This is a genomic window from Tropicibacter alexandrii (assembly GCF_003667315.2).
Lineage (GTDB): Bacteria > Pseudomonadota > Alphaproteobacteria > Rhodobacterales > Rhodobacteraceae > Tropicibacter > Tropicibacter alexandrii.
In genome coordinates this window covers 158,383-180,315 of record NZ_RCTZ02000005.1, presented here as the reverse complement: position 1 = coordinate 180,315, position 21,933 = coordinate 158,383, and the positions used below count along the sequence as shown (strand labels likewise).

Below are 21,933 nucleotides of genomic sequence, written 5' to 3'. Positions count from 1 at the left end.
TCAAAACACAAGCGCGCGGGGTTCCGCCTACGTCAACCGCGCCTCAGCGGGCCTTGAACAGGCTGCCAAGGATGCCGCGCACAAGGCGACGCCCCGTCGTGCCGGTCAGTTCCTTGACCACCATGTCGCCCATCTGCTCGCCAAAGGACTTCTGCGGCCTGCGCACCGGTTTCGAGGTCGACCGCCCGACCCGCGTGCCCGAGTAGCGCCGCCCGGCCTGATATTCGCGCTCGGCGGCCTCCATCTCCTCTTCGCGCTGTTCGGCCTCGGCAGCGGCCTTGGCGGCGGCCTCGGCACGCTCCTTGAGCATCTCATACGCCGAATGGCGATCCACCGTCTCGGCGTAGCGGACATGCAGGTCGCTGAGATCCAGCACCTCGGCGCGCTCGGATTTGGTGATCGGCCCCAGTTGCGACGAAGGCGGACGGATCAGCGTGCGCTGGACGATGCCGGGGATGCCCTTTTTCTCAAGGAACGAGGTCACGGCCTCGCCCACGCCGACCTCGCGGATCGCGGTTTCGGTGTCGAAATCGGGGTTCGGGCGATAGGTTTCGGCGGCCATGCGCAGCGCCTTCTTGTCGCGCGCGGTGAAGGCCCGCAGCGCGTGCTGCACCCGGTTGCCCAGCTGGCCAAGGATATCTTCTGGGATATCGTCGGGGTTCTGGGTGATGAAGAACACCCCCACCCCCTTGGACCGGATCAGGCGCGCGACCTGTTCGACCTTGTCGACCAGCGCCTTGGGCGCGCCGTCGAACAGCAGATGCGCCTCGTCGAAGAAGAAGACCAGCTTCGGCTTGTCCGGGTCGCCCACCTCGGGCAGTTCCTCGAACAGTTCCGACAAAAGCCACAGCAGAAAGGTCGAATAGAGCCGGGGCGAGGCCATCAGCGTGTCGGCGGCGAGGATGTTGACCTGTCCGCGCCCGTCCTGCCCCACCCGCATCAGGTCGCGCAGGTCCAGCGCCGGTTCCCCGAAGAACCCGCTTCCGCCCTGATTTTCCAAGACCAAGAGACGGCGCTGGATCGCGCCGATCGAGGCGGTCGAGATATTGCCGTAGCGCAATTGCAGATCGGCGCGGTTCTCGCCGATCCAGACCAGCATGGCGCGCAGATCCGCCAGATCGAGCAAAGGCAAGCCGTCCTCATCCGCCAGCCGGAAGGCGATGTTCAGGATGCCCTCCTGCGCCTCGGACAGTTCCAGCAGGCGCGACAGCAGCAGCGGCCCCATCTCGGCCACGGTCGTCCGCACCGGGTGCCCCTGCTCGCCGAACAGGTCCCAGAACGTCACGGGAAAGGCACCATAGGCGAAATCGTCAAAGCCGATGGTCGCGTTGCGGTCCATAAAGGGGGCGTGCAGCTTGCCCGTCTCGGAGCCGGCCTTGGCCAGCCCGGACAGATCGCCTTTGACATCGGCCATGAAGACCGGGACGCCCTGCGCCGAGAAACTCTCGGCCAATATCTGCAAGGTCACCGTCTTGCCGGTGCCGGTCGCCCCGGCGATCAGCCCGTGCCGGTTGGCGTATTTCAGTTTCAGATACTGTTTTTCAGCGTAACCGGCCCCGCCGCCGCCGACGAAGATTTCTTCGACCATGTTCATCCGTCCCCTGCCTGCCGGGCGTTTGGCCTGCAAAAGGCCCGCGCGGCTGATCGTTCCGCCCGAACATACATCCTTAACCATTTGCTGCCATAGTCTTTCGTGTCCGGGGCGTCATGTCCTCTCCTGCTCCGGGCTTACTTCCTCCCTGTCAGACTGGCCGCGCCCCCGGGCGCGGCTTTTTTGGCTTTGCGTGGGCGTGGTGGATTAACCTTCCGAAATTCCCTGAAAAATCCCTGTTGACGGTGACGATTTGTTTTCGTAGCGTCCCGTCAATGACAAAGTCGGCCGGTCCGACAGGGAGTGAAATGAAAAGGGGCCGTGATGGCCCCTTTTCTTTTTTGGCCAAGAGGTTGGACCGCTTTGGCGACAATCCGCGAAGGGCCGGAAAGGTCATGTTTTTCGGGCCTGACACCGGCGGAGACACATGATAACCCATCGCGCAAACACCGGAGTTTTGAGGTCATACATGAAAAAACCGTTTCTCACGCTTTCGCTTCTTGCCGCCCTTGCTGCCGCTCCGGCCCTGGCCCAGGACGAGGGTGCGGAAAACCCTGAGGGTGCCGGCACCAATATCGGTGGCGCGCTCGACATGGGTCAGGACGACGGCGCCCCGGCCGCAGCCGCAGCCCAACAAGGTCCGCGCACCTATGTGAAGGAAAAATTCGGCGACTGGGACCTGCAATGCCTCGAGGTGCAGGACGCCGACGATGTCTGCCAGATGTACCAGCTCTTGACCGATGGCCAAGGCAATAGCGTGGCCGAAGCGTCGATCTTCCAGCTGTCCAATGGCGGTCAGGCCGTCGCCGGGGGCACCTTTGTCGTGCCGCTGGAAACCCTGCTGACCGCCAAGCTGAGCGTGTCCGTCGATGGCGGCCAGCCGCGCCGCTATGACTACGCGTTCTGCGCGCAGGTCGGCTGCTACGCCCGTGTCGGCTTTACCGCCGAGGATATCGCCCGCTTCAAGGCCGGTGCCGCCGCGACCGTGACGCTGGTGCCCGCGCTGGCCCCCGATCAGAAGGTCGAGGTCACCATGTCGCTGACCGGCTTCACCGCCGCGTTCGATCAGACTTCGGCGCTGAACCAGTAAGATCGGCCCGGACCAAACAATCAGGCGCGCCTCGCGGGGCGCGCCTTTTTCGTTGCCGTCGGCTGTGTCGACGTCAGTGTGCCCCGGCCTTGCCGCCAAACAGCGCAGCCCAGACCGGCGCAACCAGCTTGGTCCCGATCGGGATCAGGATCAGGCCCACGACAAAGCCCAGAACGAAATCGACCCCCGCCGTGATCGCCCATTCCAGCAGGCCATTGCCCTGCCCGTAATCCTCCGACAGGTGGTGGATGAACGCCTCTGGCGCGTGCCAGCCCATCTCGGCCAGCGAATGCACGATGATCGAGCCGCCGACCCAGATCATCGCCGCCGTCCCCACAACGGTCAGCGCCTTCAGCAGCCATGGCATGAACTTGACGATGCCCCGTCCCAGCGCACGGGTCAGTCCCAGTCGCCCGACTTGGCTGAGCCAGAGGCCGATATCGTCCATCTTCACGATCACCGCCACAGCGCCGTAGACAAACAGCGTGATCGCGACGCCGACGACGGCCAGTGTCACCGCCTGCATCCAGAAGCCCTCGATCTCGATCGTCGACAGCGCGATCACCATGATCTCGGCAGACAGGATGAAATCGGTCTTGATCGCGCCCTGCACCTTCTGTTCCTCCAGATGCAGGGGATCGCCGATATCGTGGCTGCCGTCGGGCCCGCCGGAATGGTCGTCATGCGGCATCAGCACATGCACGATCTTCTCGGCACCCTCGAAGGTCAGGTAGCAGCCGCCAAGGATCAGCAGTGGCCAGACCAGCCACGGCGCAAAGGCCGACATCAACAGCGCCGCAGGCAACAGAAAGACCAGTTTGTTGACCAGCGAGCCGCGCGCGATGCGCCAGATGATCGGCAGTTCCCGGGCCGGCTCGAAGCCTTGCAGGTATTTCGGCGTCACCGCCGCGTCGTCGATCAGGACGCCCGCCGTCTTGGACCCGGCCTTGGCCGCCGCGCCCGCGATGTCATCGACCGAAGCCGCCGCCACCTTGGCGATGCCCGCCACATCGTCGAGTAATGCCAGAAGGCCGCTCATGACTGTCTCTCCTTGCGGTTTGTCGTCAACTTAACCCGCCCCGCCCCGGGTGCAAGCGCCAGCGCCCCGCCCCATGGGCCGCCAGCACGAGGCAACCGCCGACGATGGCCCAGTTCTTGACGAAGATGCTGATTTGCCAAGGGTCTTCGGGCTGGAAATGAAAATAGGAGGTCACCGCGCAATACACCGCCAGCAAAAGCGCCACCGGGCGCACCAGAATGCCAAGGATCAGCGCCACAGCCGCCACGAGGTTGAAGACCGTGGCCGGCCAGATCAGCCAGCCCGGCCAGCCGCGCATCGCCAAAAGCTCGGTCGCCGGGCCCGGATCGCCGAGCTTCTGCACGAATCCCGCCACGAAAAGCATGGCAATGAACAGCCGCCCCAACAGCACCGCACTATCCTCGAAATGCCGCATCCGGGCCTCCTTTCGCATGGTTCCGCAAACGTTAACGCAACCAGCCGGACAAAGTTAGCGCGAACATGCATGTTTATCGCTAACATATTGAGTTAACTGGTTTTTAAAGCTATGCAGGCGCAGCATGCGTCCGTATACGATCCTTAAATGACAGATGCAGGAGACCGCCCCATGACCGTCACCGTCGGGATCAACGGATTTGGCCGCATCGGCCGTTCGACCCTTGCCCATATCGCCGAAAGCGCCCGCAACGACGTGCAGGTGGTCAAGATCAACGCCCCCGGCCCGATCGAGACGCATGCCCACCTGCTTCGCTATGACAGTGTGCATGGCCGTTTCCCCGGCACCGTCAAGGTCGAAGGCCAGTCGATGGATCTGGGCCGCGGCCCGATCGACGTGATGTCGTCTTATGACATGAACGAGTTGGATTGGGGTGGCTGCGACGTGGTGCTGGAATGCACCGGCAACTTCAACGACGGCGACAAGGCGAACACTCATCTCGCGCGCGGTGCCCGCTCGGTTCTGATCTCGGCCCCCGCCAAGAACGTGCAAAAGACCATCGTCTACGGTGTGAACCACCGCGATCTGGTCAAGGGCGACGTGATGATCTCGAACGGGTCCTGCACGACGAATTGCCTCGCGCCGCTGGCGAAGGTTCTGGATGAGGCCATCGGCATCGAGAGCGGCATCATGACCACGATCCATTCGTACACGGGCGACCAGCCGACGCTGGATCGCCGCCACGCGGACCTGTACCGCGCCCGCGCCGCCGCCATGGCGATGATCCCGACCTCGACCGGCGCGGCCAAGGCGCTGGGTGAGGTGCTGCCGAACCTCAAAGGCAAGCTCGACGGCACCGCCATGCGCGTGCCGACCCCGAACGTGTCCGCCGTCGATCTGACCTTCGTCGCCAAGAAAGACGTCACCGTGGCCGATGTGAACGAGGTTGTGGCCGAGGCCGCCGCCGGGCGCATGGGCATGGTGCTGTCCTACGATCCGGAGCCCAAGGTCTCGATCGACTTCAACCACACCACGCATTCCTCGATCTTTGCCCCCGATCAGACCAAGGTCACGGGCAGCCGTCTGGTCCGGGTGCTGGCGTGGTATGACAATGAATGGGGTTTCTCGGCACGGATGGCCGACGTGGCCGGTGCCATGGGCCGGCTGCTGCACTAAGCTTGCGCGGATCTGTCGAACGGTGCCCGGCCTTTGGCCGGGCGCTTTTCGTTTTCAAGCATGGGCTTTGCCCCTCTGGCCTGAGGCCATTCACCCCACGGTATTTTCAGCCAGAAGAAGACCGGGACGATGGTGCGGGTCGGACGCCGTCACTGCCCGTTTGCCGTCAGAGGTAATCGGCGCGCTGAAGCCCGTATTTGGCCATCTTTTCATTCAAGGTGCGGCGCGGCAGGCACAGCTCGTCCATGACTTGGCTGATCGAGCCCTTGTGCCGCCGCATCGTGTTGTCGATCAGCATCCGCTCGAACGCTTCGACATATTCCTTGAGCGGTTTGCCCTCGGTGGTCATCACCGGTTGCATCTGGTCATGGTCGCTCATCAGCAGGGAGGCAATCGTCCCCTGCCCGCGCCGCGATTGCAGCACGGCGCGTTCCGCGAGGTTGATCAACTGGCGCACATTGCCGGGCCATGGGGCCTGCAATAGTTGCGCAGCCTCCTGCGCGGACACCTTGGGCGCGTCGCAGCCGTATTCCTCGGCGAATTGTTCGCTGAGCCGCGTGAACAGCGTCAGGATGTCCTCGCCGCGCGCACGCAGCGGCGGCACCGTGATCTTGAGCGCGGCAAGGCGATAATAGAGGTCCGGGCGCAGCGCCTGTTCGCAGGTGCGCCCCTCTTCCTGAAGGTTGGAAATCGCCACGATGCGGGTTTCGGGCGGGGTGCCCTGATCGTTGATCGCGGATAACAGCCGCGCCTGCGCTGCGTCGCTGAGCACCTCGATATCTTCGAGAACAAGCGTGCCACCGCGCGCCTCTTCGACCGCAGGCAGCCGGGTGTCATCGGGTTGCATCGGGCCAAACAGGCGCTTGGTCAGGGCGTCCTCGTCCATCGCGCCGCAGGAAATCAGCACGAATTTCTTGCCCGCCCGGGTGCCGACCGCGTGCAGCGCATGGGCCACAAGCGTCTTGCCGGTGCCGGTCTCGCCCTCGATCAGCACATGGCCATCCGCCTGACCCAGATCGAGGATATCCTCCTTGAGCCGTTCCATCGCAGGCGAGGCGCCGATCAGCTTGGACATGATCTGCCCACCTTCGGCCAATTCGCGGCGCAGCGCGCGCGTGTCCAGCGTCAGGCGGCGCGCATTGGTCGCCTTCTTTGCCAGTTCCGACATGCGGTCGGGGTTGAAGGGCTTTTCGAGGAAATCGAACGCCCCGATGCGCATCGCCTCGACCGCGATCGGCACGTCACCATGCCCGGTGATCATGATCACGGGCAGCGAACTGTCCGCGCCCATGAGTTTCTTCAGCAGCTGGATGCCATCCATGCCCGGCATCTTGATGTCGGAAATCACGATGCCCGGATAGTCCGGCCCCAACGCGCCCAAAGCCTCCTCGGCAGAGGCATAGGTTTCGGTGTCGTAGCCCGAGAGGGCCAGCCATTGGCTGATCGACTGGCGCATATCCTGTTCGTCATCGACAATCGCGATCTTCATTGCGTTGGCCATCGTACTCTTTTCACTCCGCCGCTTCGCTTGCCTCGTTCAAGACAGGCAATTGCATTTCAAATACCGCGCCGCCATCTTCGCCATTGCGCGCCGTCAGACGCCCGCCAAGATCGCTGACGATCCCCGAGGAAATCGCCAGACCCAGCCCGACACCATCGCCGGGCTGCTTGGTGGTGTAGAAAGGCTCGAACAGCGAATCCAGATCCTCGATCCCGTGACCATTGTCGCGCACGCTGAGCGTGGCGGTTTCCCCGGCCGCAAGGATGATCTCCACCTGTGGGTCATCTTGTGATTTGGTGGCGTCCAGCGCGTTCCGCAAGAGATTGATCAAAACCTGTTCGATCCGCATCCGGTCGCCCATGACGCGGACAGGTGCGTCGGGCAGGATCTTGGTGATCTTGACTCGGCGCGATTTCAACTGGGGTTCCATCATCGACAGGCTGGAGGCCAGCGCATCCGCCATGTCCACCGGGCTGAACTGTTCCTGCCCTTTCCGGGCATAGGATTTCAACTGACGGGTGATCGCGCCCATGCGCTCGATCAGGTCGTCGATGCGGTGAAAGGCGCTGAGCGCCTCGTCGGGGCGGTTGCGGCTCAGCAATAGGCGCGCGCCCGCAAGATAGGTCTTCATCGCCGCCAAGGGCTGGTTCAACTCGTGGCTGACCGCCGCCGACATCTCGCCAAGCGCGGCCAGTTTCGAGCTTTGCGCAAGGCTTTGTTCGGCAACGGCGAGGTTCTTCTGCACCTTTTCGCGCTCGGAAATCTCGCGTTGCAGGCGGGCGTTCAGGGCGCGCAATTCGGTGGCGTCGCGCTGGAACAGCGCCATGCGCAGCGCGGTCTTGCGCGACAACGTGTAGAACGCCAGCGCGGCGAGGATGGCAAAGCCCATGATCTCCAGCGCCAAGACCGCGTTCACCCGTTCCCGCACGCTCGCATAGGTGGTGAAAGTGATCAGCGACCAGCCGCGAAACGGAATGCGTCCCTCGATCTTCATCACGCCCTCGCCCTTGACATAGGCGTCGGCCTCTTGCGCGGTCCAGTCGGCGGTGGCGCGAATGGCACGTTCGATCGCACCGTCGGCGGGTTGACGGGCCAAGGCGCCGTCGACGGTCAGCCCGCGCCAGCGCGGCTCGGTCGCAAGGATGATCCGGCCTTCGCTATCCGTCACCATCACCGCGTCGGAAATCCCGGCCCAGGCGCGTTCGAATTTCGCCAGATCGACCTCGACCGCGATCACGCCGACGGTTTCGCCGACGCTTTCCATGCGGCGCGAATAGACGAAGCGATAGCCGCCCGCCTCGCGTTCGATGGTGGTGAAGACGGTGGTGTTGGACCGCAGCGCATCGACGAAATAGGCGGCGGTGCGGTGGTTTTCGCCCAGCCGGTTGCGATCTGTCGCGGCGACGGTCCGCCCTTCGCGGTCCAGCAGCATCAGCGAGGCCGCGCCGATTTCGTCCACGAAAGAGATCAACCGCTGCGAGCTTTGGGCATAATCGGCCGAGTTCAGCGCCCCGATCAAGGCCGGGTCGCGTGCCAGCAATTGCGGCACGATGGCGTTGCGGCGCAGTTCGGAGACGAGGTTGCCGGAATAAAGCGCAAGCCGCAGCTCCGCGCGGTTGCGCGTGGTCTCGATGAACCGGTCGGTCAGCAGGCGGTTCGTGATCCAGACGGTGGCAATGGCCGCGACCAGCAAAACGCCCAAGGCAAAGCGCACCCTGAAGGACAGGGGCGCAGAACGCCGAGTGTTGGAAAGGGACGGGAGCCGGGCCATGTGGAGCAGGATAGTTCCCGCGCCACGCCTTCTCAAGTCAGGCCGTAGCCAGCGCCGAGGTCAGATGGGCGAAAAGACGCGCACCGTCCTCGTTGCCATGAGCGGCTTCCGACGCACGCTCGGGGTGCGGCATCATGCCCAGAACCCGTTTGTTTGCCGACACAATCCCCGCGATGTCGCGGGCCGAGCCGTTCGGGTTGTCGGTATAGCGGAAGGCGACGCGGCCCTCGCCCTCGAGCGCGTCAAGCGTTGCGTCATCGGCAAAGTAGTTGCCGTCGTGGTGGGCGATCGGCAGCGCGATCTCGGTGCCGGCGCCATAGCCTTGGGTATAGACGCTGTCGGCAGCCTCGGTCCGCAGACCGATGGTGCGGCAGATGTATTTCAGACCGGCATTGCGCAGCAGCGCACCGGGCAAAAGGCCGGTTTCGGTCAGAACCTGAAACCCGTTGCAGACCCCCAGCACATAGCCACCCCGGTCCGCATGGGCCTTGACCTCGGCGCAGATGGGCGCGTTGGCGGCAATCGCCCCGCAGCGCAGATAGTCGCCAAACGAAAACCCGCCCGGAACACCGACGATGTCCACGCCCGCAGGCAGCGCCGTGTCCTTGTGCCAGACCATCTCGACCTCAAGCCCCGCCTGCGCAAAGGCGCGGGCCATGTCACGGTCGCAATTGGACCCGGGGAAGACGATGACGGCGGCTTTCATGGGCGTTCCTTTCTCACCGAATGCGTAGCGGGCCGATCGGTCCGCGCCGGGGCGATATCCGCAGAATCGCCCCCTTCGCGCGGCTTTTAGCACAGCTTGCCCGGTTTGACAGTCCGGGCAAGCAGCTGTCTCTTGGGCCTCAGAACTCGTCCCAGCTGCCGTTATGGGGTTTGCTCGCTGCCCGTACCGGTGCCGACCGGGCCGGCGCATTGACCGCAACCGGTTCCGCCTCGGGCAGATCGTCCCACTCCAACGCGCGCTCGGCTTGCCAACTGCCCGCTGCCGGAACTGCGGGCTTGCGGTCCGTGGCAACCTCGATGCCAGCCGTGACAGAACGGCCATGGGCAAAGGCGCCCAGCGTATCCGCGAGCCTTTCGGCCTCGATGTTGAGGCTCTGCCCGGCCGCGTTCAGTTGCTCGACGATTGCCGCGTTTTCCTGCGTTGCGCCTTCGAGCCGCTGCACACCGTCATTGATCTCGCCCAAGCTGTCGGTCTGGCTGCGCACCGATCCGGCGATATTGGTGATCAGGCTGCCCAGTTCCGCCACCTGTTTTTGCACCTCGTCCAGCGACGCGCCGGTCTTTTGCACCAACTCGCTGCCCTCGCGCACCTCTTCGGACGAGGACAGGATCAATGTCTTGATCTCTTGCGCCGATTGCGCGGCGGTCTGGGCAAGACTGCGCACCTCGGAGGCGACGACGGCAAAGCCCTTGCCCGCCTCGCCGGCGCGCGCCGCCTCGACCCCGGCATTCAGGGCCAGAAGGTTGGTCTGGAAGGCGATGTCGTCGATCGCCGAGATGATCTGGTTGATCTTGTCCGAGGTCGCCTCGATCCGGTTGATTGCCTCGATGGCGCGGCGCACCACCTGCCCGCTTTCATCCGAAAGCTGGCGCGAGGTCATGGCAAGGCGATCCGCCTCCTCGACATTGCCGGCAATCTCGCGGCTGCTGGCGGTGACCTGATTCAGCGCCTCGGCCGATTGCATCAGCGTCCCGGCCTGCATTTCCACGCGCCGTGCGAGGTCATCCGAGGTGGTGCCGATCTCGTTGGCGGCATTGCGCACGCCAAGCGCTACCCCGTCCGCCTCGGCGAGGGCCTTCGCAAGGCTGTCGACACCAGCGTCGAAGTCGTCGCGCAGCGCCTGATACTCCGCCGGGAAGGGCGCGCCTTCGATCCGCACGGCAAGGTTGCGCTCGGCGATGGCTTCCAGCCCCTTGCGCAGCGCGGTGACGACGCGGGCCTGTTCCGCGGCCTTGCGCTCGCCCTCGGCTTCGCCAGCCTTGGCCTGCGCCAATTGCTCGCGGAAGGTCTCGACGGTCTGTGCCGCCGCTCCCAGCGCATCGGGGCGGTCCTTGTGCGGCACCTCTGCCGTCAGGTCCCCCTCGGCCATGTCCTTGAGACGGGCCGAGATGTCGGTCAGCGGCCGCAAGCCGCGGTTCAGCAACAGCATCGCCCCCAAGACGCCCAGCAAGGTGGCCACGGCAGTCGCGGCGAGGCCCAGCTTGAGCCGTTGCATGACCTGCGCATCAATCGCCGCACGGCTGACACCGACGTAGAAGATGCCGACGACCTCGTTGCTGGCGTTCAGGATCGGCTGGTAGATCGTGTAATAGGACTTGCCAAGAATCATCGCCTTTCCCTTGAAGGTTTCGCGGCGCAGCATCGCGGCATGGACCGGGTTTTCCTTGCCCAGCCATGTCCCCACCGCGCGGCTGCCATCGGGCTTGACGATATTGGTCGTGCGCCGGATGAAATCGCCCTCTTCGGGCACCCAGGCAAACAGCGTCGCCGTCTCGCCAGAGATCTGCCCGACCCTGTCGATCAGTTCGTGGCTGTCAGGCACGACAAGCTCCGGCCAGCGCGCGGCGGACACGTCGCCGTCGCTGTCCAGTTCCATCTCGATTCCATCGAATTCATTGGCAAAGCTGCTGATCAGCACCCGCAGCGATGCCATCTGGCGTTCTTGGGCGGCATCGCTCGCGCTTTGCCGGCTTTGCATGTCAAAGGCAACGAAAAGGCCGCCGCAAGCCAGCAGCAGCAAGGTGGAAAAGCCGACCGCAAGGACGACTTTCAAGGATTTTCCGAAATTTGGCATCGAGCCCCCCGAAGAGCGAAGTTCATCGCCCGTCAGGATGCCATCCCGACCTCTGCCAAGATGTTAACGCCCGGCCAGATCAAACCTTGGATTTGAGACGAAAAAGGTTCAAATCGTCTCGAACCGGTAGCTTTCGATGACGGTATTCGCGAGCAGCTTTTCGCACATCTCGGTGATCGTCTCGTCCGAGGTGCCATCGGCGAGTTCCAGTTCGATCACCTTGCCCTGCCGCACACCGGACACGCCGTCAAAGCCAAGGGCCCCCAACGCGTGGCGCACCGCTTCGCCCTGCGGATCCAGAACGCCCTGTTTCAGCATCACATGCACGCGAACTTTCATGATCCGACCCCTTTGTCTGTGGCATTTCGCTTGGGCGGTTGGAACCGCATCGCGCGCCGAAATGCAAGGGCAAAGCGCGCGCCCGGATGAAAAGACGCCGCCCCAACCGGGGCGGCGCACACGCCTCACACGGCTTGCAGGGTCACTCGATATTGCCGCGGCGGATCACGTTGCCAGCATCCGCCTCGATCAGGAAAGCCCCCGCGCCATTGCCGGACATGTCGTTGTTTTCATAGGTGCCGCCTGCCCCTTCGCGCACGCGGATCGCCTCGTAGACATTGTCCGAAAAGGTGTTGGCGCGCACGATCGGGTTCGAGTCGCCCCGCACCGACATGCCGTAGAAGGCATTGTGGTGGATCGAGTTGTTCTCAAGCACGCCACGCCCGCCTTCGTGGATGTAGATCGCGCTTTGCTGACCGTCTCGGAATTCGTTGCCCGTGACCATCGGGTTGGCGTCGGACTTGATCTCAAGCCCCGAAAAGGCGTTGCCGTAGACGGTGTTGTTCTCGACCCGCCCGGTCGATCCGTCCGACAGCATGATCCCGCCCTGCTGGCCATTGCGCACCACGTTGCCGCGCAGGATCACGTCATAGGCGGATTTGACCTCGATCCCGGCAAGGGCATTGTTGAACACGGTGTTGTTCTCGATGATGCCCGAGCCATCCACGTTGACGAAGATGCCCGACCCGTTGCCATCGCGGATGGTGTTGCCGCGCACGGTGGGGGCCGCGCCTTCCTTGATCTCGATCCCGCCCAACCCGTTGCCGAAGATGGTGTTGTCCTCGATCAGCGCCTTGCCGTTTTCAAATACGAATATCCCGCCCTGCGCGCCGTCATGGATGGTGGACCTGCGGATGGTCGCGCCCTCGTTGCCGCGAATGGCAATCACGGCCAGTTCGGCGGCGGTAAAGTCGCTGTCCTCGATCACCACGTTGCCACCGGCGATATGCACGCCGAAATACTTGCCCCCGGTCTGGCGCACCGTCAGCCCGGAAATCCGCCCCGAGGGGGCCGTCCACTCGATGGCATTGTCATTCGCAACCGCGAGGATGATGTCGGACATGTTGCCGACACCGATGATGTCGAGCGGTTTGCTGACATCGATGCCTTGGGTATAGGTGCCCGGATAGACCTCGATCCGGCTGCCCGGCTCGGCCCGCGCCACGGCTGCGGCCAGCGTGTCGAAATCGCCGCCGCCATTGGCCTTGACCGTCAGGACTTTGGTATCGCCATCGGCGGGCGCGACCGTGGGAATGGAGCATTCGCGCTGGATCACCCGACGCGCCATGGACGCAAAGGTGTGGTCGCCGCACTCGTCGACATAGGCCTCGTATCCGGCGCAGCCCAGAAGCTTGGCCTCGGACCAGAGCGCCGAGCACTGGTTGCCCGCCGGGGCGGCCTTGGGCGCGGCGGCGGTGGGCACGGGTTCCGGATCGGGCACGGCGGCAGGTTCGACCGGCTTCGGTTTCGGTTGCGGTACCGGCGCGGCGGCCACTTGCTGGCCTTCGGCATGGGGGCCAACGGCGGCCTTCAGCACCTTTGACTGGGGGATGATCCGCGTCATCGGGATCGCCATGTTGAAGCCGGTGCGGCTGTCGCCCGCATGGTGCAGGCCGATCACCCGCTTGTCGGTGATGCGCAGCACGGGCGAGCCGGAATTGCCGCCCAGCGTGTCACAGGTATGGACCAGCTTGCCCTCGTCCGAGATCGCGGGGCTGGCGGCGGCGCAACCCTCGCGGCTGATATGCTGCGCTTGGCCCTGCGGATGGCCGATGATCCACAGGAATTCCGCATCCTCGGGGTTTTCCTCGGCCAGTTCCAGCTTGCCGTATTTGGTCGACGGATTGCCAAAGACCCGAAGCACCGAATAATCCAGCTCGCGCGAGGTCTCGACGATCTGCGGGCTGACGGTGTAGCGGTCGACGCCCTCGGAGCGGCCCGGCTTGATGAAGCCCATGACCAACTGCGCCGCCTGCACACCGCTATCCTTGCCCGAGGGGTCGCCATCCATGCCCGGCACGCAGTGGTGATTGGTCAGGATGTGCTGGTCGTCGACGATGAAGGCGGTGCAGAACCCGGTCTTGCCGTTCGAGAACAGCATGTCGAGCCGCCCGATGGGCCGCCCCAGCCGCACCGCCGGGGAGTTCTCGCCATATTCGATGATAGGCTCGTTCTGGTAGTCGCCAAAGGCCTGCTCCAGCACGAAGCCCCCCGCGCCGCCCGCCGCCTGACGCGGTTGGATGACGATCTTGCCAAAGTCGCTCGGGTCGAACTCGGCGGGGCCTTGGGCGTGGGCTGCGCTGAACACGGTGGTACTGGCAAGCAGGGTGAGGGCAATCAGAAGCGGTCTCATGGAAATGTCCCCGTTGGCAAATTGTTGCCTGTCAGGCTACGCCCCGCGCGGCCTTCCGCCAAGTAAAGAATTCCTTGCCTGTCAGAAGCACGCAGAGAACAAAAGACAGGGGCCGATGGCGGATGCGCCAACTTGCCCGACACTCCGCCGCTGTGAAAGAAAGACCGTTCCCGGAGGGCGCTAAACCTCAAGAAGGATCGGACAGTGGTCCGAGACTTCGGTCTCGTAGACGACGTCGAAACCCTTCACGGCATCCTTGTCGTCGATCAGCATATAGTCGGCAAATCGCCCTGGCTTGGTGTAATGCGAGTTGCGGGTCCCGCTGAATCCATAGGCCGTCACGAGTTCGACCAATCCGGCATCGGCGAGGATCGACAGCGTTTCGCTGGTCGGCTCGACGTTGAAATCGCCGCAGATCACCCTGAGGTCGCCGGGCTGTGCCAATTGGCTTGAGAGATCGCGCAGCCTGTGCGCCTGTTCTGCACGCTCGGGCGTGTCCATCTTGCCTGCCAGATCACGCAGCCCGTGCATGTGCGTCACGCTCACGGCGCGGTCCGCGTGATAATCCCAGACCCGCACGCCATGGGCGCTGCGCGAGCGTGGGTGATCGCCAAAACCGACAGGGGAGTAGTCCTTGTGAACGAAGCCCTGAACCTGTCCGATGATCGGGAGCGCGCGATGCACAAAGGTTGCCAAGCCCCATTGCGACGGGATCGACACGTCGCCGTCCCACAGCACGCCCTGCGCCGCAGGACAGAAGATCGCAACATGATCCGGCAGCGCCGCGGTGACGTCGCGAAAGAGGTTTGCGCGTTGCGGCAGGACATGATCGCCGTCGCGATAGGTCAGCCAATCCTTTTCGGACAAGGGGCTATGGATGACCTCCTGAAGGCACAGAATATCGGGTGCGGTTGCGGCCAGATAGGGCAGCATCACGTCATGAAGCTTGCCGCCCCAACCGTTCAAACACATGATTTTCATGACCCGCGATCTTCCGCGAAGCCGGGCATGGTTGCAATGAAAATCACGGGGAAGTCGAGGCTCCTAGCGGCCCTTGAGCCTCGCGGCAAATTGGCTGATGAGCCCACATCAGGCGCTAGGCCCCCGACGCTGGAATACCCTACTGTCGGCTACTGGAAACCCGGACCTCCTCGACCCCGCTGTCGCGGAGCAGGTCCAGAAACTCGATCGCCGCCTGAACCGGCGCGGTGCCGAAATCCAGCTCGATCGCACCGTCGTAGATGCCAAGCGAGTGGATGACCTTGCCCGTAACCTCTCCCTCGGTGCGCCGCGTGGCATCCAGATCGGTCCAATGGTCGAACCACGCCTCAAGCCCCACCAACTCTGCGGGCACCGGGTGCGGTTCAATGCGCATCGCATCCCAAGTCACGGACCCGAAGGTGATCGTCATGTCGTTGTAGCGAACCACCGCGTCACCAGAGAAGGCCGATTGGCTGGGCATCACCTCGATGACACCCATGTCCTCGCCCTTTCTCCGAAAGAAATCAACCGTGTAGAGGCGCTTGTAAACTCCTCCGGATATCTCGAAGGACAGTTCCGGCGCGACATCCTCATACTGGCCGAGCATCTCATGATAGGCGCTTTCGTATTCCGCCACATATCGGTCATGCAGCAGATCCAAAAGCGCGAAAATATCCATGAAACCCACCCGGTCGACTGCGGCAAGTCAATTCGCCCTACTTGCAGAGGTCAATACGCCATTCAGCATCCAAAACGAAAAAGGCCCCGCAGAGACCTTTTCGATTCCTGCCGCCTAGCCGCGGTCCGGATGGTTCATCGAAATCAGGCGTTCAAAGCAATGCTCGCAAAGCAGGCCGATTTGAGCATGATCCTCGGTCACATCGTCCCATTCGCCGCCATGGGCCATGAGAAAATCGTCACATGCCGCGCACCAGCCGTTGAACTGATTGTCTTCGTCCCGCACGAAAGCCAGCCCCCTCGGGACACCATCACGAAGAGACGCAATACAATGAGAACAGGCATAGGCAGGCTGCGCAGGACCGTGCTGCCCGCAATGTACCTTCTTTTCGGGATTTAAAGACATGTGAGGCGCAACACTGCCCTTGATCCATCGTCCGTGTCAAAGAGTAAGGGCCCCGAAGGGCCCTCGTCAGTCACCACCGAACCAACGGATCAGTTGATCAGCGTCGGCTTCGTGCCGTGCGTGGCTTGCTTGGGCATGACGCCCAGACGCTTGGCCACTTCGGTATAGGCGTCGGCGAGGTTGCCCAGATCGTGGCGGAACACGTCCTTGTCCAGCTTCTGGCCGGTCTCGATGTCCCACAACCGGCAGCTGTCGGGGCTGATCTCGTCGGCCACGATCAGACGCTGGAAATCGCCGTCGAAGACCCGGCCGACCTCGATCTTGAAGTCGATCAGCTTGATGCCGACACCGTACATGATCCCGGCCATGAAATCGTTCACCCGCAAGGCGAGGCTCAGAATGTCGTCCATATCCTGCTGGCTGGCCCAGCCGAAGGCGGCGATGTGTTCCTCGGTCACCAGAGGATCGCCCAGCTTGTCGTCCTTGTAGCAATATTCCACGATCGGGCGCGGCAGCGGCGTGCCTTCCTCGATGCCAAGGCGCTTGGACATCGACCCGGCCGCATAGTTGCGCACGATGATTTCGAGCGGGACGATCTCGCAGGCGCGCACCAGTTGTTCGCGCATGTTCAGCCGTTTCAGAAAATGAGTCGGGATGCCGACATTGCCCAAGCCCGTCATGAAGAATTCGGACATGCGGTTGTTCAGCACGCCCTTGCCCTCGATCACGTCCTTCTTGACCGCGTTGAAGGCGGTGGCGTCGTCCTTGAAATACTGCACGATCGTGCCCGGTTCGGGGCCTTCGTACAGGATCTTGGCCTTGCCTTCGTAGATTTTCTTGCGACGTGCCATGGGCGACCTTTCCAAACGGGAAAACCGCGCAGGAACGCGCGGTGTTGGCCGCGTCATAAGCCATGCGCCCCCGTGCTGCAAGACAAAGCGCGGAACGCATTGCCGCAACCCTGCAACAGATGCTTGCGCAGGCGCGCGCGGGGCGGCATACCGAACGAGAACCATTCTTCCCGAGGGAGCGAGAGCCATGACCACCTTCGATGACCGCGAAAACGCGTTCGAAAACAAGTATGCCCATGACGAGGAAATGAAGTTCCGCGCACAGGCCCGCTGCAACAAGCTGCTGGGTCTATGGGCGGCCGAGATGCTGGGCAAGACCGGCCAAGAGGCACAGGATTATGCCATCACCGTCGTCAAGGCCGACTTCGAGGAAGCGGGCCACGAGGACGTGGTGCGCAAGGTCGCGGGCGATCTGGGGGACAAGGCGACCGCCGACGAGATCCGCGGCAAGATGGCCGAGCTTCTGCTGATCGCCAAAGAGCAATTGATGAAAGAAGCGTAAGCTTCGCAAGGGCGCGTAGGCCCCTTGAAAGGCTGACAGTAAGGACGCGTCGCAGAGCCTGCGGCGCGTTCTTGCATTTGAAAGGCGCGCATTTGAGGTGAATGCGACGACTTTCCAATGCAGACGTTAACTCTTGCTCAGTAGGCCCGAATGTAGACATGCGGCGGGACAAGTGGAGTTGACGGGTGGTGAGATCGGAACTGGCACAACGCGTGCAATCGGGGCAGCGCATCTTGCCCGGCCTGTTGGGGCTTGCCCTGCTGTGGATGCTGTGGACCAAGGCGCAGGACCTCGATTGGGGGATGGTCCAGAACGCCTTCCTCGCGATCCCGGCGTCGCGTTGGCTGGCCGCGGCGATTGCCACAGCGGCCAGTTTCTGGGCGATCGGTCAGTATGACGTCGTCGCGCACCGCCATTTCCGCACCGGCCTGCCCGAGCATGTCGCCCGCAATGCCGGCTTGGCGGCAATCGCGGTCGGGCAGACCACGGGCTTTGGCCCGGCGGTCGGCGCGGCGCTGCGCTGGCGGCTGATGCCCGGGTTGGGACACGGCATGGCGCTGCGACTGGTGACCTTTGTCACATTGGGCTTTCTGCTGGCATGGGGATTGCTGGCGGGCACGGTCGCGATCCCGGTGCTGGCGGGGCTTGGCTGGCTGGCCCTGCCGGGTTTTGCCCTTGGGGGGCTGGCACTGGCGGCCTTGGTGCTTCGTAATCCGCGCCTCAGGATAGGGGGCCGGCAGTTGGACCTGCCATCGCTGCCCGCCTTGGTCCAGCTGGTCGGGCTGGCGGCCTGCGATCTGCTCTTTGCCGGGGTGGCGCTGTACCTGTTGCTGCCGCCCGACCTGTCCCTGCCATTTCTGCCCATGGTCGCGGCCTTCACCTTGGCGCTTGGCGCGGGGATGCTCGGCGGCACACCGGGCGGCGTCGGGCCGTTCGAACTGACATTGATCGCGCTGATGCCCGACCTTGCGGGGGCGGACGCGGCCGCTTCGCTCATCGCGTTTCGCGCCGTGTATTATGCAGCGCCCTGCCTGATCGGCGCGGGCTATGCGCTGGTGGCGGCCCCCTGCATGACCCAACGCGCCGCCGCCTCTGCGCCGCCGCTGCGCGGCCCGCGCGCCGAGATTGGCATCGCTGCGCAGACACCGGCGCGCGCTCTGTTTGTGCCCGGCGCCGAGGCCTGTGCGTTGCGCACGCCGCAGACCCTGATGCTGTTTCTCGGCCCGACGCGCGGGTCACTGGCACCCCTGCTGCCGGAATTGAAGCGGGCCGCCCGGTCCGAAAACCGCGTGCCCTGTCTCTATAAACTGACCGACCGCGATGCAGAGATCGCCCGCGCGCGCGGCTGGCATGTCCGCGCCTTCGCCATCGAAGGCGTGATCGACGCGCAGCGGTTCAGCCTGAATGGCTCTCCGCGCCGCCAGTTGCGGCGGTTCCTGCGCAAGGCCGAAAGCGTCGGGTTGGTCTGCGCGCCGATCACCGATCCCGACTGGCAGGCCATGACCGAGGTGCATCGCGCGTGGGAAGCGGCGCATGGCCGCGAACGCGGGCTGACCATGGGCCGCTTCTGCCCGCTTTACCTACGCGACAAGCCGCTTTACGGCGCGTGGCTCGACGGGCGGCTGGTGGCCTTCGTCTCGGGTGTCGAGACACGCGGTGCCATTGCGCTGGACCTGATGCGGCACATGTCGGACCTGCCGCAGGGCGTCATGCATGCGCTGGTCCACGAGATGATCCGCGACGCCGCCGCGCGCGGTCTGCGCGAGGTCAGCCTTGCCGCCCTGCCCCATCCCGACCTGCCCGACCGACTGGCGGCGGATTGCGCGGGACTCGCGCGCTTCAAGTCCAGCTTTGCGCCGGACTGGCGTGTCCTGCACATCGCCGCCCCCAACCCGGCGCTGCTGGCCTTGGCGGCGCTGGACATCCGGCTGGCGATCCTCGACCCGGCGCCGCTGGCGCGCAGCGCCGAGGATCTCTGGGCCCTCGACGCGCTTGTGGACCCAAAGCGGGACACCCCGGTGCCCGCCCTCGACGAGCCAATGCGGCACGCCAGTTGAAAACGGCCCGGCGCAGGCTTGCCATTCCGCCTGCTCTCTGACCAGATGCGCCGCGCGCCAAACGGGAGGGCAATCCATGAGCGAGACGATCCGAGCCTGTCTGTGGATGATCGGGGCCATTGCCTCGTTCACCACCATGGCGATTGCCGGGCGCACCGTCAGCCTCGACCTCGATACGTTCGAGATCATGCTCTACCGGTCGCTGATCGGCGTCGTCATCGTGGTGGTGCTGTCCAGCGCCTTCGGTACCGCCCGCCAGATCACCACGCGCCACATGGGCACCCATCTGGTGCGCAACATCTTTCACTTTTCCGGCCAGAACCTGTGGTTCTACTCGATCACGGTGATCCCGCTGGCACAGGTCTTTGCGCTGGAATTCACCTCGCCGTTCTGGGTGATGCTGCTGGCCGCCGTGATCCTCGGCGAGCGGCTGACATGGAACCGGGCGGCGGCAGCGGTGATCGGTTTCATCGGCATCCTGATCGTGACCCGCCCCAGCCCGGAGACGCTGGAATTCGGACAGTTGACCGCCGCAATGGCCGCCATCGGCTTTGCCGGATCGGCCGTGTTCACGCGCCGGCTGACCCGGACCGAGACGACGACCTGCATCCTGTTCTGGCTCACCGTGATGCAGGCGGTGTTCGGCCTTGTCTGCGCCGGATACGATGGGGACATCGCCCTGCCAAGCGCGCAAAGCTGGCCATGGGTCGCGGTCATCGCCTGCGCGGGACTGGTGGCGCATTTCTGCCTGACCACCGCTTTGAGCCTTGCACCGGCCTCGGTCGTGATGCCCATCGACTTTGCCCGCCTGCCGGTGATCGCGCTGGTCGGGGTCACCTTGTACGGCGAGGCGATCGATCCGATGGTCATCCTTGGCGCGATCGCCATCTTTGCCGCGAATTACGTGAATATCCTCTACGAGACACGACGCCGGACTGTCGCAAAAACGTGACGTAACGTTCCGCGTCACACGCATGACGTGCCGTCAAAGATTGACCCCTGTCCCGTCCCCTTCCTACTGTTGAGCAGGAGACTTCCCACACTCAGGGACGAGGGATACAAAATGAAAAAAGCACTCTCGGCAGCCGCATTGCTGGCTGCCAGCACCACACTTGCACAGGCCGGCGGGATCGAGCGCGTCGTCAACGACTACGGCATGCTGTTCCAGCCCGGCGATCAGCTGAGCTTTGGCGCCTCGATCGTCAACCCCAATATCAGCGGTGATTACGCAGCCGGGCTTGGTGGCGGCAGCACCGGTGAAATGGCCAAGAGCTATGTCGCGACCAGCTTCGGCTACAAGAACGACCTCAGCGACAAGTTGGCCCTCGGGCTGTATTTCAACGATGCCTATGGCGCCGACAGCGCGTATTCGCAGGGCTTCTACACCGGCCTCACGGCGCAGTGGAATTCCAAACAGACGGCGGCCATGCTGCGCTATCGCGTCGGCGAGCGGTTTTCCGTCTATGGCGGCGCGCGCTATGTCGAGAGCGATGCCAACATCGTCATCCCCGACCAGATGATCCGCGCCGCAACCGCGAGCGAGATCGCAGGCGGCATCGCCGCACTGACCGGCGCGGGCGTGCCGGTGACCGATCCGCGGGTCGTCGGCTTGCAGACGCAACTGGCCGCCGTGGGCGCGGCCCCGGTCGGCGCGTTCACCTATACCGCACAGGGCGACCGGCGTGGCGATTGGGGCGCCGTGCTGGGCGCGGCCTACGAGATCCCAGACATCGCGCTGCGCGTCGGCCTGACTTGGGAAAGCGCCATCACCCACGAATTCGACACGTCCGAGGCCCTGCCCTTCTTCGGGCTGAACGGCAACACCTCGACAGAAGTCGAGATGCCGCAAAGCATCGCGCTGGACTTCCAGACCGGTGTCGCACCCGGCACGCTGGTCTTTGGTCAGGTCAAGTGGACGGAATGGTCCGCTTGGGAAGTCCGGACACCGGGCTACGCGGCGATCACCGGCGACGAGGTCACCGGCTTCGACGATGACGTGATGACCTACAAGCTGGGCGTCGGTCGGCAGTTCAACGATGCGGTGTCCGGCTTTGCGCAGGTGACCTATGAGCCCGGCAATGGCGGCGTGGCCTCGCGCCTGTCGCCGACGGATGGGCGGATCTCGCTTGGCGTCGGGGGCCAGATCACCGGCGAGATGGGCAAGATGCGCTTTGGCCTCGAATACGTGAAGCTGGGCGACGCGACCGACGCGTCGGGCACCGAGTTCACCGGCAACTCTGCCGTCGGGGCGGGTATCTCGTTCACCATGAACTTCTGACGGCACGACCTGCCGACGGATCAAGCGCCCGGGCCTCGCGCCCGGGCGTTTTCGTTTGGGATTGCGCAGGTTCCGGGTCGCGGGCGCACGCGGCCATTGGCAGA

The 21,933-nt window shown here is 64.0% G+C and carries 20 protein-coding genes; 7 read left to right on the top strand and 13 right to left on the bottom strand.

The genetic code is table 11. The features are described from left to right. Positions 1–43: 43 nt before the first annotated feature. On the bottom strand, positions 44–1,588 hold the full coding sequence (locus tag D8Z78_RS08650; protein ID WP_121629868.1) for a helicase HerA-like domain-containing protein: 1,545 nt from the start codon (positions 1,586–1,588) through the stop codon (positions 44–46). 472 nt (positions 1,589–2,060) lie between these two features. Here D8Z78_RS08650 and D8Z78_RS08645 point away from each other — a divergent pair, with 472 nt between their 5' ends. Next, positions 2,061–2,681, top strand: a complete 621-nt coding sequence (locus D8Z78_RS08645) for an invasion associated locus B family protein (RefSeq protein WP_121629702.1) — start codon at positions 2,061–2,063, stop codon at positions 2,679–2,681. 73 nt (positions 2,682–2,754) lie between these two features. Here D8Z78_RS08645 and D8Z78_RS08640 read toward each other — a convergent pair whose 3' ends face one another. Together D8Z78_RS08640 and D8Z78_RS08635 are read right to left on the bottom strand one after the other, a co-directional pair. Then, on the bottom strand, positions 2,755–3,720 hold the full coding sequence (locus D8Z78_RS08640; protein WP_121629703.1) for a DUF808 domain-containing protein: 966 nt from the start codon (positions 3,718–3,720) through the stop codon (positions 2,755–2,757). A 25-nt stretch (positions 3,721–3,745) separates the two neighbouring features. Continuing rightward, the gene (locus tag D8Z78_RS08635; protein WP_121629704.1) at positions 3,746–4,135 is read right to left on the bottom strand and encodes a DoxX family protein; all 390 of its coding nucleotides are present in this window, start codon (positions 4,133–4,135) and stop codon (positions 3,746–3,748) included. Positions 4,136–4,306: 171 nt separating this feature from the next. On the opposite strand from D8Z78_RS08635, the gene gap reads away from it, so the two are divergent. Further along, on the top strand, positions 4,307–5,311 hold the full coding sequence (gene gap / locus D8Z78_RS08630) for a type I glyceraldehyde-3-phosphate dehydrogenase (RefSeq protein WP_121629705.1): 1,005 nt from the start codon (positions 4,307–4,309) through the stop codon (positions 5,309–5,311). A 166-nt stretch (positions 5,312–5,477) separates the two neighbouring features. Here gap and D8Z78_RS08625 read toward each other — a convergent pair whose 3' ends face one another. From D8Z78_RS08625 to D8Z78_RS08610, 4 genes are all read right to left on the bottom strand, one after another. Next, entirely contained in the window at positions 5,478–6,812 is a 1,335-nt protein-coding gene (locus tag D8Z78_RS08625; protein WP_121629706.1) for a sigma-54-dependent transcriptional regulator, read from the bottom strand. A gap of 10 nt (positions 6,813–6,822) precedes the next feature. After that, entirely contained in the window at positions 6,823–8,583 is a 1,761-nt protein-coding gene (locus tag D8Z78_RS08620) for a sensor histidine kinase (RefSeq protein ID WP_121629707.1), read from the bottom strand. 37 nt (positions 8,584–8,620) lie between these two features. Further along, positions 8,621–9,289 carry a phosphoribosylformylglycinamidine synthase subunit PurQ gene (purQ, locus tag D8Z78_RS08615; protein WP_121629708.1) on the bottom strand — a complete coding sequence of 223 codons (669 nt, stop codon included), beginning with the start codon at positions 9,287–9,289 and terminating at the stop codon, positions 8,621–8,623. 139 nt (positions 9,290–9,428) lie between these two features. Next, positions 9,429–11,243: a methyl-accepting chemotaxis protein gene (locus D8Z78_RS08610; RefSeq protein ID WP_240672054.1), complete on the bottom strand. Its 1,815-nt coding sequence runs from the start codon at positions 11,241–11,243 to the stop codon at positions 9,429–9,431. Positions 11,244–11,252: 9 nt separating this feature from the next. On the opposite strand from D8Z78_RS08610, the gene D8Z78_RS24575 reads away from it, so the two are divergent. Continuing rightward, positions 11,253–11,480, top strand: coding sequence for a hypothetical protein (locus D8Z78_RS24575; protein WP_164932914.1), 228 nt, complete (start codon positions 11,253–11,255; stop codon positions 11,478–11,480). 12 nt (positions 11,481–11,492) lie between these two features. On the opposite strand, the gene purS is transcribed toward D8Z78_RS24575, so the two are convergent. The 6 genes from purS to purC all read right to left on the bottom strand — a co-directional run bounded on the left by purS (position 11,493) and on the right by purC (position 16,992). Next, positions 11,493–11,723, bottom strand: a complete 231-nt coding sequence (gene purS, locus D8Z78_RS08605) for a phosphoribosylformylglycinamidine synthase subunit PurS (RefSeq protein WP_121629709.1) — start codon at positions 11,721–11,723, stop codon at positions 11,493–11,495. 142 nt (positions 11,724–11,865) lie between these two features. Then, complete coding sequence (locus tag D8Z78_RS08600) at positions 11,866–14,076, bottom strand: right-handed parallel beta-helix repeat-containing protein (RefSeq protein WP_121629710.1); 2,211 nt, start codon at positions 14,074–14,076, stop codon at positions 11,866–11,868. Positions 14,077–14,256: 180 nt separating this feature from the next. Beyond that, positions 14,257–15,057 carry an endonuclease/exonuclease/phosphatase family protein gene (locus tag D8Z78_RS08595; protein WP_121629711.1) on the bottom strand — a complete coding sequence of 267 codons (801 nt, stop codon included), beginning with the start codon at positions 15,055–15,057 and terminating at the stop codon, positions 14,257–14,259. Positions 15,058–15,196: 139 nt separating this feature from the next. After that, positions 15,197–15,736, bottom strand: coding sequence for a hypothetical protein (locus D8Z78_RS08590; protein WP_121629712.1), 540 nt, complete (start codon positions 15,734–15,736; stop codon positions 15,197–15,199). 114 nt (positions 15,737–15,850) lie between these two features. Continuing rightward, the gene (locus tag D8Z78_RS24570; protein WP_164932921.1) at positions 15,851–16,021 is read right to left on the bottom strand and encodes a hypothetical protein; all 171 of its coding nucleotides are present in this window, start codon (positions 16,019–16,021) and stop codon (positions 15,851–15,853) included. Positions 16,022–16,230: 209 nt separating this feature from the next. After that, the gene (gene purC, locus D8Z78_RS08585; RefSeq protein ID WP_121629713.1) at positions 16,231–16,992 is read right to left on the bottom strand and encodes a phosphoribosylaminoimidazolesuccinocarboxamide synthase; all 762 of its coding nucleotides are present in this window, start codon (positions 16,990–16,992) and stop codon (positions 16,231–16,233) included. Positions 16,993–17,179: 187 nt separating this feature from the next. Between purC and D8Z78_RS08580 the strand changes: the two genes are divergently transcribed. The 4 genes from D8Z78_RS08580 (at position 17,180) to D8Z78_RS08565 (ending at position 21,829) form a co-directional block, all read left to right on the top strand. Beyond that, positions 17,180–17,494, top strand: coding sequence for a DUF1476 domain-containing protein (locus tag D8Z78_RS08580; protein ID WP_121629714.1), 315 nt, complete (start codon positions 17,180–17,182; stop codon positions 17,492–17,494). Positions 17,495–17,682: 188 nt separating this feature from the next. Beyond that, complete coding sequence (locus tag D8Z78_RS08575; RefSeq protein ID WP_128910754.1) at positions 17,683–19,551, top strand: GNAT family N-acetyltransferase; 1,869 nt, start codon at positions 17,683–17,685, stop codon at positions 19,549–19,551. Positions 19,552–19,627: 76 nt separating this feature from the next. Then, the gene (locus tag D8Z78_RS08570) at positions 19,628–20,503 is read left to right on the top strand and encodes a DMT family transporter (protein WP_121629716.1); all 876 of its coding nucleotides are present in this window, start codon (positions 19,628–19,630) and stop codon (positions 20,501–20,503) included. Positions 20,504–20,614: 111 nt separating this feature from the next. Continuing rightward, positions 20,615–21,829: an OmpP1/FadL family transporter gene (locus tag D8Z78_RS08565; protein WP_121629717.1), complete on the top strand. Its 1,215-nt coding sequence runs from the start codon at positions 20,615–20,617 to the stop codon at positions 21,827–21,829. The last annotated feature ends 104 nt before the right edge of the window (positions 21,830–21,933 follow it).